This window comes from Pseudomonas sp. ABa2, from assembly GCF_056676075.1.
The window spans coordinates 3,845,253-3,860,167 of record NZ_CM155239.1 but is presented as its reverse complement, the minus strand read 5'-3'; the positions used below and the strand labels follow the sequence as shown (position 1 = coordinate 3,860,167).

14 protein-coding genes and 4 pseudogenes are annotated in these 14,915 nt (G+C 66.1%); 7 read left to right on the top strand and 11 right to left on the bottom strand.

Annotated elements, in window-relative coordinates:
• Positions 1 to 88: 88 nt before the first annotated feature.
• A pseudogene (locus AC1G9C_RS18835) lies at positions 89 to 765 on the bottom strand (aldose epimerase family protein).
• 100 nt (positions 766 to 865) lie between these two features.
• Here AC1G9C_RS18835 and AC1G9C_RS18830 point away from each other — a divergent pair.
• Positions 866 to 1,621 carry a FadR/GntR family transcriptional regulator gene (locus AC1G9C_RS18830; RefSeq protein WP_480408464.1) on the top strand — a complete coding sequence of 252 codons (756 nt, stop codon included), beginning with the start codon at positions 866 to 868 and terminating at the stop codon, positions 1,619 to 1,621.
• Positions 1,622 to 1,628: 7 nt separating this feature from the next.
• Here the strand turns inward: AC1G9C_RS18830 and AC1G9C_RS18825 are convergent, their stop codons facing one another.
• Together AC1G9C_RS18825 and AC1G9C_RS18820 are read right to left on the bottom strand one after the other, a co-directional pair.
• On the bottom strand, positions 1,629 to 2,531 hold the full coding sequence (locus AC1G9C_RS18825; RefSeq protein WP_480408463.1) for an EamA family transporter: 903 nt from the start codon (positions 2,529 to 2,531) through the stop codon (positions 1,629 to 1,631).
• A 103-nt stretch (positions 2,532 to 2,634) separates the two neighbouring features.
• Positions 2,635 to 3,430: pseudogene (locus AC1G9C_RS18820) on the bottom strand (TRAP transporter large permease subunit); the annotation flags it as partial.
• Between the two features lie 189 nt (positions 3,431 to 3,619).
• On the opposite strand from AC1G9C_RS18820, the gene AC1G9C_RS18815 reads away from it, so the two are divergent.
• Positions 3,620 to 3,808, top strand: coding sequence for a hypothetical protein (locus AC1G9C_RS18815; RefSeq protein ID WP_371921448.1), 189 nt, complete (start codon positions 3,620 to 3,622; stop codon positions 3,806 to 3,808).
• A gap of 277 nt (positions 3,809 to 4,085) precedes the next feature.
• On the opposite strand, the gene AC1G9C_RS18810 is transcribed toward AC1G9C_RS18815, so the two are convergent.
• The 3 genes from AC1G9C_RS18810 to AC1G9C_RS18800 all read right to left on the bottom strand — a co-directional run bounded on the left by AC1G9C_RS18810 (position 4,086) and on the right by AC1G9C_RS18800 (position 5,905).
• Positions 4,086 to 4,436: an antibiotic biosynthesis monooxygenase family protein gene (locus AC1G9C_RS18810; RefSeq protein WP_480408462.1), complete on the bottom strand. Its 351-nt coding sequence runs from the start codon at positions 4,434 to 4,436 to the stop codon at positions 4,086 to 4,088.
• A gap of 44 nt (positions 4,437 to 4,480) precedes the next feature.
• Positions 4,481 to 5,455 carry a zinc-dependent alcohol dehydrogenase family protein gene (locus tag AC1G9C_RS18805; protein WP_480408461.1) on the bottom strand — a complete coding sequence of 325 codons (975 nt, stop codon included), beginning with the start codon at positions 5,453 to 5,455 and terminating at the stop codon, positions 4,481 to 4,483.
• A 147-nt stretch (positions 5,456 to 5,602) separates the two neighbouring features.
• A complete protein-coding gene (locus tag AC1G9C_RS18800) occupies positions 5,603 to 5,905 on the bottom strand; it encodes an ArsR/SmtB family transcription factor (protein WP_021445912.1) in 303 nt (100 codons plus the stop codon).
• A 269-nt stretch (positions 5,906 to 6,174) separates the two neighbouring features.
• Between AC1G9C_RS18800 and AC1G9C_RS18795 the strand changes: the two are divergent.
• A pseudogene (locus AC1G9C_RS18795) lies at positions 6,175 to 6,408 on the top strand (enolase C-terminal domain-like protein); the annotation flags it as partial.
• Positions 6,409 to 6,417: 9 nt separating this feature from the next.
• Here AC1G9C_RS18795 and AC1G9C_RS18790 read toward each other — a convergent pair.
• Positions 6,418 to 6,909, bottom strand: a pseudogene (locus tag AC1G9C_RS18790) (tripartite tricarboxylate transporter permease); the annotation flags it as partial.
• A gap of 138 nt (positions 6,910 to 7,047) precedes the next feature.
• Here AC1G9C_RS18790 and AC1G9C_RS18785 point away from each other — a divergent pair.
• Positions 7,048 to 7,242, top strand: coding sequence for a hypothetical protein (locus tag AC1G9C_RS18785; RefSeq protein ID WP_480410446.1), 195 nt, complete (start codon positions 7,048 to 7,050; stop codon positions 7,240 to 7,242).
• Positions 7,243 to 7,373: 131 nt separating this feature from the next.
• Here the strand turns inward: AC1G9C_RS18785 and AC1G9C_RS18780 are convergent, their stop codons facing one another.
• The gene (locus AC1G9C_RS18780) at positions 7,374 to 7,970 is read right to left on the bottom strand and encodes an NADPH-dependent F420 reductase (RefSeq protein WP_480408460.1); all 597 of its coding nucleotides are present in this window, start codon (positions 7,968 to 7,970) and stop codon (positions 7,374 to 7,376) included.
• A gap of 87 nt (positions 7,971 to 8,057) precedes the next feature.
• On the bottom strand, positions 8,058 to 8,807 hold the full coding sequence (locus AC1G9C_RS18775) for a 3-oxoacyl-ACP reductase family protein (RefSeq protein WP_480408459.1): 750 nt from the start codon (positions 8,805 to 8,807) through the stop codon (positions 8,058 to 8,060).
• A gap of 226 nt (positions 8,808 to 9,033) precedes the next feature.
• On the opposite strand from AC1G9C_RS18775, the gene AC1G9C_RS18770 reads away from it, so the two are divergent.
• The 3 genes from AC1G9C_RS18770 to AC1G9C_RS18760 all read left to right on the top strand — a co-directional run bounded on the left by AC1G9C_RS18770 (position 9,034) and on the right by AC1G9C_RS18760 (position 11,717).
• Entirely contained in the window at positions 9,034 to 9,960 is a 927-nt protein-coding gene (locus AC1G9C_RS18770; protein ID WP_480408458.1) for a LysR family transcriptional regulator, read from the top strand.
• 69 nt (positions 9,961 to 10,029) lie between these two features.
• Entirely contained in the window at positions 10,030 to 10,959 is a 930-nt protein-coding gene (locus AC1G9C_RS18765; protein WP_122107596.1) for an ABC transporter ATP-binding protein, read from the top strand.
• A complete protein-coding gene (locus AC1G9C_RS18760) occupies positions 10,956 to 11,717 on the top strand; it encodes an ABC transporter permease (RefSeq protein WP_021446366.1) in 762 nt (253 codons plus the stop codon). Before AC1G9C_RS18765 ends, AC1G9C_RS18760 begins: the two co-directional genes overlap by 4 nt.
• A 227-nt stretch (positions 11,718 to 11,944) precedes the next feature.
• Here the strand turns inward: AC1G9C_RS18760 and AC1G9C_RS18755 are convergent, their stop codons facing one another.
• Together AC1G9C_RS18755 and lon are read right to left on the bottom strand one after the other, a co-directional pair.
• Complete coding sequence (locus AC1G9C_RS18755; protein ID WP_021446367.1) at positions 11,945 to 12,343, bottom strand: protease inhibitor I42 family protein; 399 nt, start codon at positions 12,341 to 12,343, stop codon at positions 11,945 to 11,947.
• 160 nt (positions 12,344 to 12,503) lie between these two features.
• A complete protein-coding gene (gene lon / locus AC1G9C_RS18750) occupies positions 12,504 to 14,900 on the bottom strand; it encodes an endopeptidase La (RefSeq protein ID WP_480408457.1) in 2,397 nt (798 codons plus the stop codon).
• Positions 14,901 to 14,915: the final 15 nt, after the last annotated feature.

Below are 14,915 nucleotides of genomic sequence, written 5' to 3'. Positions count from 1 at the left end.
TACTTATGTGTATGAAACTTTTTATAAATGAAGTTGCGAGAGGCAACTTGCGCGCCATTATCGCGAAGTGTCGGCGAATGTCCAGCGCTCAGTTATCGAGCGCCTGGCACTCCAGGCTGAACTGCAGCCGGCAACTTTGCCCCGGCGCCAGCAGTTGCAGGCCCGGGCGCCCCGGCAGGTGGTGGGCGTTGACCGGATGGCTGACCGGCTCGAAACAGAAGAAGTTCTGCTCCTGCGGGCAATACAGCAAGAAGAACTCGGCGCCCTCGGCGTGGCAGAGCAACTGATAGCCGGCCTCCGGCTGAACAATAAGCGCGCTGCCCGGCCAGCCAGTAAAGGCATTGTCCAACGTCTGCGCCGGCAGGGCGGCAAGTTCGGCGAAGTTTCAGGCCGCGGGTAACTCGGCCAGTTGAGTGGAGAGTTTGTCGGTGTTGCACAGCCACACTCGGCTGGCCTGCGCTTGCAGGCGGGTATGCGCGGAGCGGGCGAGATAGGGATGCAGGCCGAGGCCTTACCAGGTCGGCCGCTCGCCGAGGTGGGTGGCTTGCAGGTGCAGGCTCAGGCGCCCGTCCGCCAGCCGCACCTGCAGGCGGCGCGGTAGGGGAAGGGCTGCAGGCTGTCCAGTTGCAGGGTGGCGCTGTCGGATGTCGCATCAACCAGTTGCCAGGCGCTCAAACGGGTTCAGTTGACCAGGCTGGCGCCCAGTTCGGGGGTCAAGGTCAGGCGGGTCAGGCTGTCGTGCAGGGTCAGCAAGGTGGTCGGCATCTGGCGCTCCGGTGTCGCTATTTGTCGGGAATTCATAGCGTCATCGTACAACTGCTGGGCTATGATTGCGGCTTAGCCGTCAGCCGAGAGCGCTCCCGCCATGGAAACCCCCAACGCCCAACCCCGCGCCCGCCGCAAGCACCGTAGCCTGGCCCAGGAGTTGGTGGCCGAGCTGTCGCAGCGTATCCGCGACGGTGCGATCAAGCGCGGCGAGAAGCTACCCACCGAGTCGGCGATCATGGAGGAGCAGGGCGTTAGCCGCACCGTGGTGCGCGAGGCGCTGTCGCGGCTGCAGGCCGCCGGTCTGGTGGAAACCCGCCACGGCATCGGCACCTTCGTGCTCGACACCCCCAGCCCCAGTGGCTTTCGCATCGACCCGGCGACCATCGTCACCCTGCGCGACGTGCTGGCGATTCTCGAATTTCGCATCAGCCTGGAAGTGGAGTCCGCCGGCCTGGCCGCGCAGCGCCGCAACGAGGCGCAACTGAAGGCCATCCGCGAGGCGCTGGACGCGATCAGCGAGTGCGCGGCGCACGCCAGCGACGCGGTGTCGTCCGATTTCCAGTTCCACCTGCGCATCGCCGAGGCCACCGGCAACCGCTACTTCACCGACATCATGAGTCACCTGGGCACCAGCATCATTCCGCGCACCCGGGTCAATTCCGCCAGCCTGGCGCGCGACGACCAGGCGCACTATATGGCGCGCCTTGCGCGCGAGCACGAGCAGATCTTCGAGGCCATCGCCCGCCAGGACTCGGAGGCGGCGCGCGCCGCCATGCGCCTGCACCTGACCAATAGCCGTGAGCGCCTGCGTCAGGCGCACGAGGCTGCCGAGGCCGAGGCGCTGCGCGGCTGAGCCATGGCTAACGGCGGTAGGCCAGCAGGACGATGCCGCCGACCACGATCAGCCCGCCGACCACCTGCAAGGCGCCGAGCAACTGATCGAGAATCAGCCAGCCGAACAGCATCCCGGCCACCGGCTCCATGTTCATCACCGGCGCGTTGCGCGCGATATCCAGGCGCGGCATGCAGATGAACAGCACCGAAAACGCCGTGCCGTAGAGCAGTACCAGGCAGGCCAGGGCCACCCAGCCGACCGCCGCGTCGGGCAGGCCGAGGCCACCGGGCAGGGCGCCGCTGGCGCCGGCCAGGGCCGAGGCGCTGAACACCACCGCCATGGTCAGCATGCTGCGCACCCGCCCGGGCATCACCGACAGCCGGTGTTCGGTGACCCACAGGGCCACGGCGAACACCGCCGCCGCGGTCAGGCTGAACGACACCCCTTCGATCCAGCGCGCATCGAGCTGGGCCTGGCCGGCCAGGCGCGCCGGCACGTCCAGCACCAGCACCAGGCCGAACAGGATCAGGCCCATGATCAGCGCCGCGCGGCCGGTCGGTCGCGGGCCGCCGAGGGCCCAGGTGAGCAGCGCCAGGAGGATCGGCGAGAGGTTCACCACCAGCAGCGCCAGGCCCACCGGGATGCGCGCCACCGCCGAATAGATGCAGAAGCTCTGCACCGCGATCAGCAGCCCCAGCACCAGCTGCCAGCCCCAGGTCTGGCGGCTCAGGCGCAGCGAGTCGCGTTGCCACAGCACCAGGGCGGCGAGCACCAGCAGGGTCACCCCAGAACGGCAGAGGATCGCCAGCAGCAGGCCGGCGTCGTGGTCGAAGGCGATACGCGCGGCGATATGGTTGCCGGCGAAGGAGCAGGCCAGGGTGGCGAGGATCAGCGCGGCGATATGCCGGGGGAACGGGGCGGCGGGCATGGCGGGGCGTTACGTCCTTATAAAGCGAGAGCCGCCAGGCGGCGGCTCGGGGTGAATGGGGCAGGCCCCGCTCCCGCAGGACGGGAGTGGGGCGGGCGCGGGTTCAGGGCACCACGCTGGGCAGCCACAGCGAGATGGCGGGGATATAGGTGACCGCCATCAGCACCGCGAACAGCGCGGCGTAGAACGGCAGCAGCGCTTTCACCGTGCTCTCGATGCTGACCTTGCCGATGGCGGCGCCGACGAACAGCACCGCGCCCACCGGCGGGGTGATCAGGCCGATGCCCAGGTTGACCAGCATGATCATGCCGAAGTGTACCGGGTCGACGCCGAAGGAGGTCACACCGGCAGCAGGATCGGCGTGAGAATCAGGATCAGCGGCGCCATGTCCATCAGCGTGCCCAGGGCCAGCAGCATGAAGTTGACGCACATCAGGATCACGTAGCGGTTGTCCGACAGGGTCAGGAAGGCCGTGGTGATCTTCGACGGAATCTGCATCAGGGTCATGATGTAGCCGAAGCTGGCGGCGAAGGCGATCAGGATCATCACGATCGACAGGGTGCGCACGGTGCGGTGCAGCATCTTCGGCAGTTCGCTCCACTTGTAGTCGCGGTAGATGGACATGGTCACGAAGAAGGCCCAAACCACCGCCACCGCCACCGCGGCCGACTCGGTGGCGGTGAACACGCCGCTATCACCATGGTCATCAGGCCCCACAGCGCCTCGACGCAGATCTTCAGCGCCTGGCGCAGCGGAATCACCTCGCCCTTGGGGTAGTTGCGCTTGCGCGCGAACAGCAGGCATAGCGCGGCCATGGTGAAACTGAGCAGCAGGCCCGGGCCGATGCCGGCGACGAACAGCGCGGCGATCGACACCGTGCCGCCGGCGGCCAGCGAGCGAACAAGGTGAGAAACGGCTGGGCACGCGCACCCTTCGTCTCTTGTGACCAATGTTGTATGACAACGTATCTCGCATGAATTCGGGCCAGCGCCCTGGGTAAGGTGCCCGGACTCCCGAGGGGCAGAGCATGAGTCGAGAAACTCCCGATTCGCGCGCCGCCCCTGATCGACGTGGCCAAGGTGGCCGGCGTGTCGCCCATTAGCCTGTCCCGCGCCCTGGGCTGTCCCGAGGTGGTCGGCTTCGGCGACCTGTCCTGCGCGGCGCACACCCATCCGCCGCTGACCACCGTGCGCATCGACGGCCTGCGCATCGGCCGCACCATCGCCGAACCGGCGCTGGTGCACCAGTCGTTGCGCCTGGATGTGGGGGCGAGGTGATCGAGCGGGGGAGTGGGTGAGGGGAGTCGAGCGAGGGGCAGTCGATAGCGCCCTCGATGGGCCCCCGCGCGCCCCAGGTTATTTGGCGGCCCAGTCTCCGATCAGCGGCTATTTAGCTTGATCGCAATAAGATCACCACACTGAACAGCTGAATTTGACCTGACAGTCGCGGGCCTCAAGGCAGGTAACTGTCAGATCAACTTATGATCACTGCAAATTAGCGACATCTGGTCCGCATGTTTCTGACAACGGCCAATTCTTTGCAGCCCACAACCGCCTAAGACACTGGCATTGCCCGGTCAAAGATGCTGTTTTGATCGTCATCCTCTCCCGTAGCAAAAGCCGCTCCTTCAATGTGATAGACCGTCGGCTCTTCGGAAAAATATTCCTCCAGGCCCAGCATGAACAGCCGATGGTCTTCGCTCGCTTCGAAGCCCGGCGTGTGGTCCTCGAGTGAAGCCCAGCGCACGATCAGGTTGAACCGCTCGGGGGTTTCGATACCGGGCGCGAGCATGTGGCCGCCATACCCCTTGGCGCGGCGGAGCAAAGGTGTAACCTCGGCAAATGCGCGTTTGAACTGTTCAATCTGTTCTTGGTGAACGGGCAGCAGTGCGATTTCATAAATCATTGCGGTATTCCTCTAGAGTAAGTTCGGCAGTTGCACCTATGCCCTTACGGGGCGAGCGAGGGCTCGACGGCAATCGCGATTTTTCCCCGCAGACCGTTGTTGGGCGTCTCCAGCAGCGCATGCGCGCTTGAAATGTCGGCGAGCGAATAGACCGCGCCAACATGGGGCCGCAGTTGCCCGCGCTCGACCAATGCCTTCAGTTCATCGAGCTTGCCGCGGTTCTGGCGGGTGAAGACGAAGTGGTAACTGGCATTCTTGCCCCAGGCCTGGATGAGATTCTGCGGCTTGGCGATGTCCACGATCGAGACCACGCGGCCGAGCTGGGCGAGCGCGTCGGGGCTACGGGTCAAGGTGTCGCCGCCGATGGTGTCGAAGATCACGTCCACGCCCTGGCCATCGGTTTCCCGCAGGATGGCGTCCACGTAATCCTCTTGTTCGTAGTCGATGACCACGTCGGCACCCAGCCCCCGGGCGAACTCGAAGTTCGCTTCGCGCACGGTGGTGAAGACCCGCGCGCCAATGGCCTTTGCCACCTGGATCGCGACATGGCCCACGCCACCCGCGCCGCCGTGGATCAGAATGCTTTCCCCGACCCGGAGCGATACACGCCCGACCAGGGCTTCCCAGACCGTCCCGCCTACCAGCGTCAGGCTGGCCGCCTCGAGATGGCTCAGCGACGCCGGCTTCTTGCCGATGATGCTTTCGGAGGCGACGTGGTACTCGGCATAGCTGCCATCGCCTTCGAAGATTTGCGTGGTGTACCAGACTTCGTCGCCTGGCACGAAGCTCGTAACCCCCGGGCCGACGGCTTCGACGACACCGGATACGTCATGCCCGGTGATGGCGGGGAGAGGCACGTAGTCGACGTAGTCGCCCCGACGTACCTGGTAATCCAAGGGGTTGATGGAGGTTGCGTGAACCCGTACCAGCACTTGTCCCGCTTGCGGCACCGGCTTGGGTACGTCGCTCAGTTCGAACGATTGCGGGCCGCCGAATGAGTTGAGAATTTGCGCTTTCATGGTAGTTCCTCGTTTCTGAAAAAAGGGATATAGGGAATTTTCGATATATAGAGTCAAAGAATTAACGGGTCTTTCCTACGACCTCTCTATCGTGAGTGCTTCGGTAAAAAGGGATATCGGGAATTATCGATGTTGTGCGTGAAAAAATTACAACTCCTTGCCTATGATCTCGGCCAGAGCACGGATGTTGGCTTCATTGCGCTTGTAGTAGGTCCACTGCCCGATACGACGGACTTCGACCAGCCCTACTCGCTGCAGCGTGGCAAGGTAATCGGACACCGTCGACTGCGACAGACCGACACCTTCCTGAATACTGCTGACGCAGACGCCCACGGTATGAACGTCCCCTTCATCCTGTGGAGGAAAGTTCTTCACCGGATCCTTCAGCCCCTTGAGGATTTCAAGGCGGGTCGGATTTGAGAGGGCTTTGAATACATTGATCAGTTCCATGGCGCGATAATATCGAGATTTACCGATATGTCAATGCGAAAATCATCCGCCCGTCGGACGGCTAATCCCAAGGGGCCGCCTCCAGGGGCAGTCGAGTTGCGCAGCACATCCCAAATTGGCCAGCCTCTCGACGGGGGCTCGATCTGCACTCGCCTTTTTACCGCCCGCTCGCCGTCGAGGTCATTACTGCGCCCGCCTGAATGAGGCTGACGGTTCCGCCTGTGAGTGCCTCAATCGCGCCAGCGAGGTGCCTTGGAACGGCTCGAGTTCGGTTCGACACGCCGATCGCCACCGGCGAGATGCTCACCAGCCCGGCCGAGTTCTGGGAGTTCATCCGCCGGCGCACCGCCGACTTCCTGATGGCCGATGCGCCGCGGGTCGGCGGCAGCACCCCGTATCTGCGCGTGCAGACCCTGGCCGAGCAGGCCGGCATGAGCTTGGCGCCGCATTTCGCCATGGCGCTGCGCGTTTACCAGGCGGCCAGCCATAGGCGTGAGCCCTGGGGTGGGCGATCAGGTGCGCAGAATGGCGTTGATCGCGCTGGGCTTGGGCCGCAGGGCGCTGAACATCTGCCAGAGGACGAAGGCCAGGGCCAGGCCGAGGAGGCTGCCGGCGATGGGGGTGGTGAAGAAGTCGGCGAAGTTGCCATCGGAGAGCATCAGGCCGCGGCGCAGGTTGGTCTCGGCCATCGGCCCGAGGATGAAACCGATGATGAACGGCGCCGCCGGCAGGCCGGCCTTGACGAAGCCGTAGCCGAGCAGGCCGAACAGCAGGATCGAGCAGACATCGAACAGGCGGCTGGACAGGCCGAAGGCACCGACCACGCAGAGCACCAGGATGATCGGCAACAGGATGTGCTTGGGCACGTCGAGCAGCTTGATGGACAGGCGCAGGCCGTAGAACTCCATGAACAGCATCATCACGGTGGCGACCAGCAGGGCGGCGAAGATGCTGTACACCAGCGGGCCCTGGCTGATGAACAGCAGCGGGCCGGGCTGGAGCTTGCTGGCGAGGGCGGCACAGACTTGCAGCACGCCGAGCAGGGTCAGAAAGCCGGCCAGCAGCAGGGGCGGGGTGGCGATGTCGACGCCCTGGTGGTCGGGCAGTTGGTAGGCCATCACCTCACGGCTTTGCAGAACGGTGTGATTGCTGGCGAGGGTCTGGACGTCTACCAATGCGAACCCGAACTCCCGGCCGCGTTGCTCGAGTTGGACAACGCGGTGCTGCTGCCGCATGTCGGCAGCGCTAGCGTCGAGACCCGCCAGCAGATGGCCGATCTGGTCCTCGACAACCTGCGTTGCTGTATCGCCAGCGGCCAGCTGCTGACGCCGCTGTAACCCATTCGCGTGACGGCGCCCGCCGCCACGCTTATCGCCGCAACGCCACAAGCGTAGCGGCCGCTTCTCCCGAAACCTCACCTGCAGCACCGGCGCGCCACAAGCGCGCCGGGTTTTTTCCTGCCTGCCATTCAGGCGAACCTGACCAGGTTCAGCGCCGGCAGCGGCCCACCGGGAAACTGCGCCAGCCGGCCCTGCTCGTTGCCGCCGAGGTCGAGGGCGAAGAAGCCCAGGCGCTCGATCAGTGCCGCCACCGTGGCCTTGGCCGCCGCGTCCTCGCCGGAGACGAACAGCACGCGGCGGCCGCCCTCGGCCTGCGGGTCGCCAGCCAGCAGCGCCGGTTGCAGGTGGTTGAAGGCCTTGACCAGGCGCGCGCCAGGCAGCAGATCGCCGACCACCGCGCTGGAGGCGCGGCCGCCCAGATCGACGGCCCGGAAGGTCGGCGCCTCGATGGGGTTGTTGGCGTCGATGACGATGCGCCCGTTCCAGGGCCCGAGGCCCTCCACCGCGCCGGCCAGCTTGGACCAGTTGACCGCGAGAAACACCAGGTTGGCGCGGGCCGCCTCTTCGCGGCTCACGGCCCTGACCTTGGGGCCGAGTCGCTCGACCAGCGCCGCCAGGCTGTCCGGCCCGCGGCTGTTGGCGATGACCACGTCGATGCCGGCAGTTGCCAGGGCCTGGGCGATGGCCGTGCCGATGGCGCCGGCGCCAATGATGCCGATGTTCATATAAAGCCTCCTGAAATTCTGGATCCCTCTCCCTGTGGGAGAGGGTTGGGGTGAGGGTAGTCGCGACTGGCTGCCGAGCCGGCGGCGTCAGGCGGTAAAGCCGCCGTCCACCAGCAGTTCGGCGCCGGTGACGAAGGCCGCCTGCGGGCTGGCCAGGTAGGCCACCGCGCTGGCGATATCGCGGCCTTCGCCGTAGCGGCCGACGGCGATATGGGGGCGTACGAAGTCGGCCACCGGGTCGTCGGCCGGGTTCATGTCGCTGGCGGTGGGGCCCGGGTGCACGGTGTTGACCGTGATGCCGCGCGGGCCGAGGTCGCGCACCAGGCCGCGGCTGAAGCCGGCCACGGCGCCCTTGGTCAGGGTGTAGGCCGAGGCAGTGGCGAAGGCGGCGTACTGCACCATGGAGCTGCCGATATGGATGATTCGCCCGCCCTGGCCCATATGCTTGAGCGCTTCCTGGGTGGCGACGAACAGGCCGGTAACGTTCACCGCGAGGATGCGCTGGAAGTCGGCGAAGGCGATCTCTTCCGGGGCGCCGAGCACGCTGATGCCGGCGTTGTTGACCAGGATGTCGACCTTGCCGAAGCGCGCGGCCACCTGCTGCACGGCGCTGCGCACCGCCTCGGGGTCGCCGGCGTCGGCGGCCAGGGCGATGGCCGTGCCGCCGGCGGCGAGAATCTCATCGACCACCTGTTCGGCCCGCTCGGGGGAGGCGTTGTAGGTGATGGCGACGCTGGCGCCATCGGCGGCCAGGCGCTTGGCAATGGCCGCGCCGATGCTGCGCGAGCCGCCGGTGACGATGGCGATCTGGCCGGAGAGGGGGAGGGTGCTGTTCATGGTTCGAGCCTCGATGTGTGGTTGGTGAGGCTATGAAACGCCTTTGCAGTTTTGCGCAGTAGCTGGTAATGGCTAGAATCACCTTCAAGCAATGCTTGAATATAGCTTGCGCACCCAATCGGCTCTGGTGCGCGCGGCGCACCCTACACAAGCGGTCCGTCGCAGGGTGCGCCATGCGCACCAGGCCGGTAACAGCTCGCCCGCTACGCGACAGGAACCCCGTCCCATGGAAAGCCTGGCCAACCTCGAATCCTTCGTGCGCAGCGCCGAGCTCGGCAGCTTCTCCGCCGCCGCTCGGCGTCTGGCGCTGACCCCGGCGGCGGTGAGCCGCAACGTTGCCCAGCTGGAGCGCCACCTGGGCGTGCGCCTGTTCCTGCGCAGCACCCGCCGGCTGAGCCTGACCGAGGCCGGCGAGCGCTTCCTCGGCAACGTCAGCGGCGGCCTGGCGAGCATCCAGGCGGCCATCGCCGACCTCAGCGACGCTGCCGGCGAGCCGGCCGGCACCCTCAGGCTCAGCGCCGCACCGGCCTTCGCCCGCGATCACCTGTTGCCGCTGATGCCGGCGTTTCTCGCTCGCTACCCGGCGGTGCTGCCGGACTGGCACCTGGACAATCGTCAGGTCGATCTGATCGGCGAGGGTTTCGACGCCGCCATCGGCGGCGGCATCGAGCTGGCCCCCGGGGTGGTGGCGCGGCGCCTGGCCCCGGCGCATCTGGTGACGGTGGCGGCGCCCGGCTATCTGCAGGGCCGCGCGCTGCCGCGGCACCCTGGCGAACTGGCCGAGTTCGACGGCCTGCTGATGCGTTCGCGGCAGAGCGGCAAGCTGCGCCAGTGGCAGTTGCGTCATGCCAACGGTGAGGAAGCGGCGCTGAATCTGCGCCCGCGTCTGCTGCTCGACGATCCCGAGGCGCTGCGCCACTGCGCGCTGCTCGGCATGGGCGTGGCGCTGCTGACCATGGCCGACGTCGCCGAGTACCTCGAGCTCGGCACGCTGCTGCGCCTGCTGCCGGACTGGCATGTCGATGCCGGGCCGATCTCGCTGTATTTCGCCAGCCAGCGCCTGCTGCCGGCCAAGACCCGCGCCTTCGTCGACTTTCTCACCGCGCACTTCGAGACCGAGCAACTGGCCCGACGTTTTTGTGCAACGCAGTGATCCGTGCTTGCCCTGTCCTGGTGGTCAGGCTCTACACTCTGTGGTTTTTCCGCAGGCAAGGACTCCACCGTGCAGTCGGTCATCTCCATTTCGCAACTGAACAAGACCTACGCGTCGGGCCATCCGGCGCTGCAGGGCATCGACCTGGACATTCGCCAGGGCGAGATCTTCGCCTTGCTCGGCCCCAACGGCGCCGGCAAGACCACCCTGATCAGCATCATCTGCGGCATCGTCAATCCCGGTAGCGGGCAGGTGCTGGTCGGCGGCAAGGACATCGTCCGCGACTACCGCGCGGCCCGCGCGCAGATCGGCCTGGTGCCGCAGGAGCTGGTCAGCGACGTGTTCGAAACCGTCTGGGCCACGGTCAAGTTCAGCCGCGGCCTGTTCGGCAAGAAGCCCGATCCGGCCTACCTCGAGCAACTGCTCAAGGACCTGTCGCTGTGGGACAAGCGCAACGCCAAGATCATGGAACTGTCCGGCGGCATGAAGCGCCGGGTGATGATCGCCAAGGCACTGTCCCACGAGCCGCAGATTCTGTTTCTCGACGAGCCCACCGCCGGCGTCGACGTCGAGCTGCGCCGCGACATGTGGAACATGGTGCGGCGCCTGCGCGAGCGCGGCGTGACCATCATCCTCACCACCCACTACATCGAGGAGGCCGAGGAAATGGCCGACCGCATCGGTGTGATCAGCAAGGGGCGGATCATCCTGGTGGAGGACAAGCAGGTGCTGATGCACAAGCTGGGCAAGAAGCAGCTGAGCCTGCAGCTGCAGCAGCCGCTGGCCGGCGTGCCGGCCGAGCTGGAACGCTACGGCCTGGAGCTGGTCGACCAGGGCCATGCCCTGGTGTTCACCTTCGACGCCCAGCACGAGCACACCGGCATCGCCGAGCTGCTGCGCGACCTGGCCCAGCACGGCATCGATTTCAAGGACCTGCAGTCCAGCCAGAGTTCGTTGGAGGAAATCTTCGTGTCCTTGGTCAAGGAGTCGCGCGCATGAACCTCTATGCCATCAAGGCCATCTACCTGTTCGAGCTGGCGCGTACCTGGCGCACCCTGCTGCAGAGCATCGCCACGCCGGTGATCAGCACCTCGCTGTACTTCGTGGTGTTCGGCTCGGCCATAGGTTCCAGCATGACCCAGGTGCAGGGGGTGAGCTACGGCGCCTTTATCGTGCCGGGGCTGATCATGCTGGCGCTGCTCACCGAGAGCATCTCCAACGCCTCGTTCGGCATCTATATGCCCAAGTATTCGGGGAGCATCTACGAGCTGCTGTCGGCGCCGGTGTCCTACCTGGAAATCCTCGTCGGCTATGTCGGCGCGGCGGCGACCAAGTCGGTGATCCTCGGCATCATCATCCTGCTCACCGCGCGGCTGTTCGTCGACTTCGAGGTGCAGCACCCGCTGTGGATGGCGGCCTTCCTGGTGCTCACCGCGCTGACCTTCAGCCTGTTCGGTTTCATCATCGGCGTGTGGGCCGACGGCTGGGAGAAGCTGCAGATAGTCCCGGCGCTGATCGTCACGCCGCTGACCTTCTTAGGCGGCGCCTTCTATTCCATCAGCATGCTGCCGCCGGCCTGGCAGACGGTGACCCTGTTCAACCCGGTGGTGTACCTGATCAGCGCCTTCCGCTGGAGCTTCTACGGCGTCTCCGACGTCAACGTCGGCCTCAGCCTGGCGATGATCCTGGGGTTCCTGGCGCTGTGCATTTTGCTGGTGGGCTGGATCTTCAAGACCGGCTACCGGCTCAAGAGCTGAGGTCGCCGGCAGGCACGCCGGGGCGCTGTCGGGAGACTACGGGGCTGAGGCCAGCCGTATCGCGAAACGGAGGCTTGGCGCAGGGTGGATCGCGCTTTATCGATCCACCGCTGTGGTGGATGTAAAAAGCGACATCCACCCTACGGAGCGAGGTGTGCCACCGGCGATCCAGGGCATCTGCAGATCGCCCACAAGCGGGCTCCTACCGGGCGAATCGGGGTGGCCCCTTATTTCACCTGCAACTCGCAGTCGAAGGTCTTGGCTGGCGCCACGTCGGTTTCCCAGGGCCGCTGGTAGGTCAGCAGCAGGCGACCCTCGCCGCGTTCGCGGGTCTGGAAGCGCCAGGTGGATTTACCGGCGGCGCCGACCAGGCCGGCGTCCTCCGGGTTGCTGTAGACCTCCGGGCCGAGGCTCTGCAACACGCTCTCGGCGCCGTCGCGCAGCACCCAGCGAAAGCCGGTGGTGGGGTTGCTGGGCAGGCTGAGGATCAGTTGCTGGCCCAGGTCGAGGCTCAGCGGGCATTTGTTGCCCTGCTCCTGGGTCAGGGTCAGGGTGCTGGGCTTCTGCGCGCAGGCGGCGAGCAGGGCCAGGCTGGCGAGGGGTAGCAGGCGGAAGGCGGCGGTCATGACGGATTCCTGTCGGCGAAACGCGCCCAGCATAGCCGCATTGGCCAGGCGCAGGGTAGGTTGGCGCTGAGCGCAGCGAAGCCCAACAGGGAGCGCGCAGCGCTCCGCCCGACGATTCCAGCAGCCGCTTTTGCTTGCGGCTTGAAGCTTGCCGCTGCTTCTACTCGAACAACACCCTGGCCACATCGCTGTAGCGCCTGGCGAAATGCACGGTCAGGCCTTCCTTGAGGTAGTCCGGCAGCTCCTCGTAGCTGCCGCGGTTGGCCTCCGGCAGGATCAGCTCGAAGATCTTCTGCCGCCGCGCGGCGATCACCTTCTCGCGCACCCCGCCGATGGCCAGCACCTGGCCGGTCAGGGTCAGCTCGCCGGTCATCGCCACGCCCTTTTTCGCCGGTTGGTTGCGTGCCAGCGACAGCAGCGCGCTGGCCATGGTGATGCCGGCGCTGGGGCCGTCCTTGGGCGTGGCGCCTTCCGGCACGTGCAGGTGGACGAAGGCCTGGTCGAAGAAAGCCGGGTCGCCGCCGTACTGCTTCAGGTGCGAGCTGACGTAGCTGTAGGCGATCTCCGCCGACTCCTTCATCACCTCGCCGAGCTGGCCGGTGAGCTTGAAGCCGCGGTTGAGGGTGTGGATGCGCGTCGCCTCGATCGGCAGGGTGGCGCCGCCCATGCTGGTCCAGGCCAGCCCGGTGATGACGCCGGTGCCGGCCAGCAGTTGCTCGTTGCGAAACACCGGCATGCCCAGGGCTTCTTCCAGGTCCTTGGCACCGATGCGGATCTTCGCTTCGGGATCGTCCAGCAGTTTCACCACCGCCTTGCGCACCAGCTTGCCCAGCTGCTTCTCCAGCTGGCGCACGCCGGCCTCGCGGGCATACCCCTCGATCACCCCACGCAGCGCCGCATCGCTGATCCCCAAGCGCGCCTTGGGCACGCCGGCCTTGGCCAGCTGCTTGGGCCACAGGTGGCGCTTGGCGATGGCCAGCTTCTCCTCGGTGATATAGCCGGACAGGCGGATCACCTCCATGCGGTCGAGCAGCGGCCCGGGAATCGAGTCGAGGGTGTTGGCGGTGCAGACGAACAGCACCTTGGACAGGTCCAGGCGCAGGTCCAGGTAGTGGTCGAGGAATTCGACGTTCTGCTCCGGGTCGAGGGTCTCCAGCAGCGCCGAGGCTGGGTCGCCCTGGTAGCTGGCGCCCATCTTGTCGATCTCGTCGAGCATGATCACCGGGTTCATCACCTCGGCTTCCTTGAGCGCCTGCACCAGCTTGCCGGGCATGGCACCGATATAGGTGCGGCGGTGGCCCTTGATCTCAGCCTCGTCGCGCATGCCGCCGACCGAGAAACGATAGAAGGGCCGGCCCAGGCTTTCGGCGATGGACTTGCCGATGCTGGTCTTGCCCACCCCGGGCGGGCCGACCAGCAGCACGATGCTGCCGGCGATCTCGCCCTTGAAGGCGCCGACGGCGAGGAACTCGACGATGCGTTGCTTGATGTCGTCCATGCCGGCGTGGTGCGCATCCAGCACCTTGCGCGCATGGGCCAGGTCGAGCTTGTCCTGGCCGTAGACGCCCCAGGGCAGGCTGGTCGCCCAGTCCAGGTAGTTGCGGGTGACGGCGTACTCCGGCGAGCCGGTCTCGAGGATGGCCAGCTTGTTCAGTTCCTCGTCGATGCGCTTGCGCGCCTGCTCGGGCAGGGTCTTGCCCTCCAGGCGGGCGCGGAACTCGTCGGCGTCGGCACTGCGGTCGTCCTTGACGATGCCCAGTTCCTGCTGGATCAGCTTGAGCTGTTCCTGCAGGAAGAATTCGCGCTGACGCTCGCCGATCTTGCGGTTGACCTCGGCCGACAGCTCATTCTGCAGGCGCGCCACCTCGACCTCCTTGCGCAGCAGCGGCAGTACCTTCTCCATGCGCCTGAGCATCGGCACGGTATCCAGCACCTCCTGCAGCTCGGCGCCCGGCGCGGTGGTGAGGGCGGCGGCGAAGTCGGTGAGCGGCGAGGGGTCGTTGGGGCTGAAGCGGTTGAGGTAGTTCTTCAGTTCCTCGCTGTACAGCGGGTTGAGCGGCAGCAGCTCCTTGATCGCGTTGATCAGCGCCATGCCGTAGGCCTTGACCTCGTCGCGCGGGTCGGCCGGCGCCTGCGGGTACTCCACCTCGGCCAGGTACGGCGGCTTGCGGCTGAGCCAGCCACGGATGCGCACCCGCGCCAGGCCCTGGGCGACGAACTGCAGCTTGCCGCCGTCCTCGCTGGCATGGTGCACGCGCACCAGGGTGCCGTGCTCGGGCAGCTTGTCGAGGTCGAATTCGCCGCTGTCGCCGGGCGGGGTGTCGACGTAGAACACCGCCAGGCAGCGGTGGTCGGTGTTGCCGACGCGCTCCAGGGTCTTGCCCCAGGGCTGCTGGTTGACGATCACCGGCAGCACCTGAGCGGGGAAGAACGGGCGGTTGTGGATGGGGATGACGTAGAGCTTGTCCGGCAGGCGCTGGGCGGGCAGCACCAGGCTGGTGCCGTGCGTCTGGGCGCCTTCTGCGGCGGCGTCGGGGGTGATGTCCTGATCGTTCATGGAGCACCTTTGCTT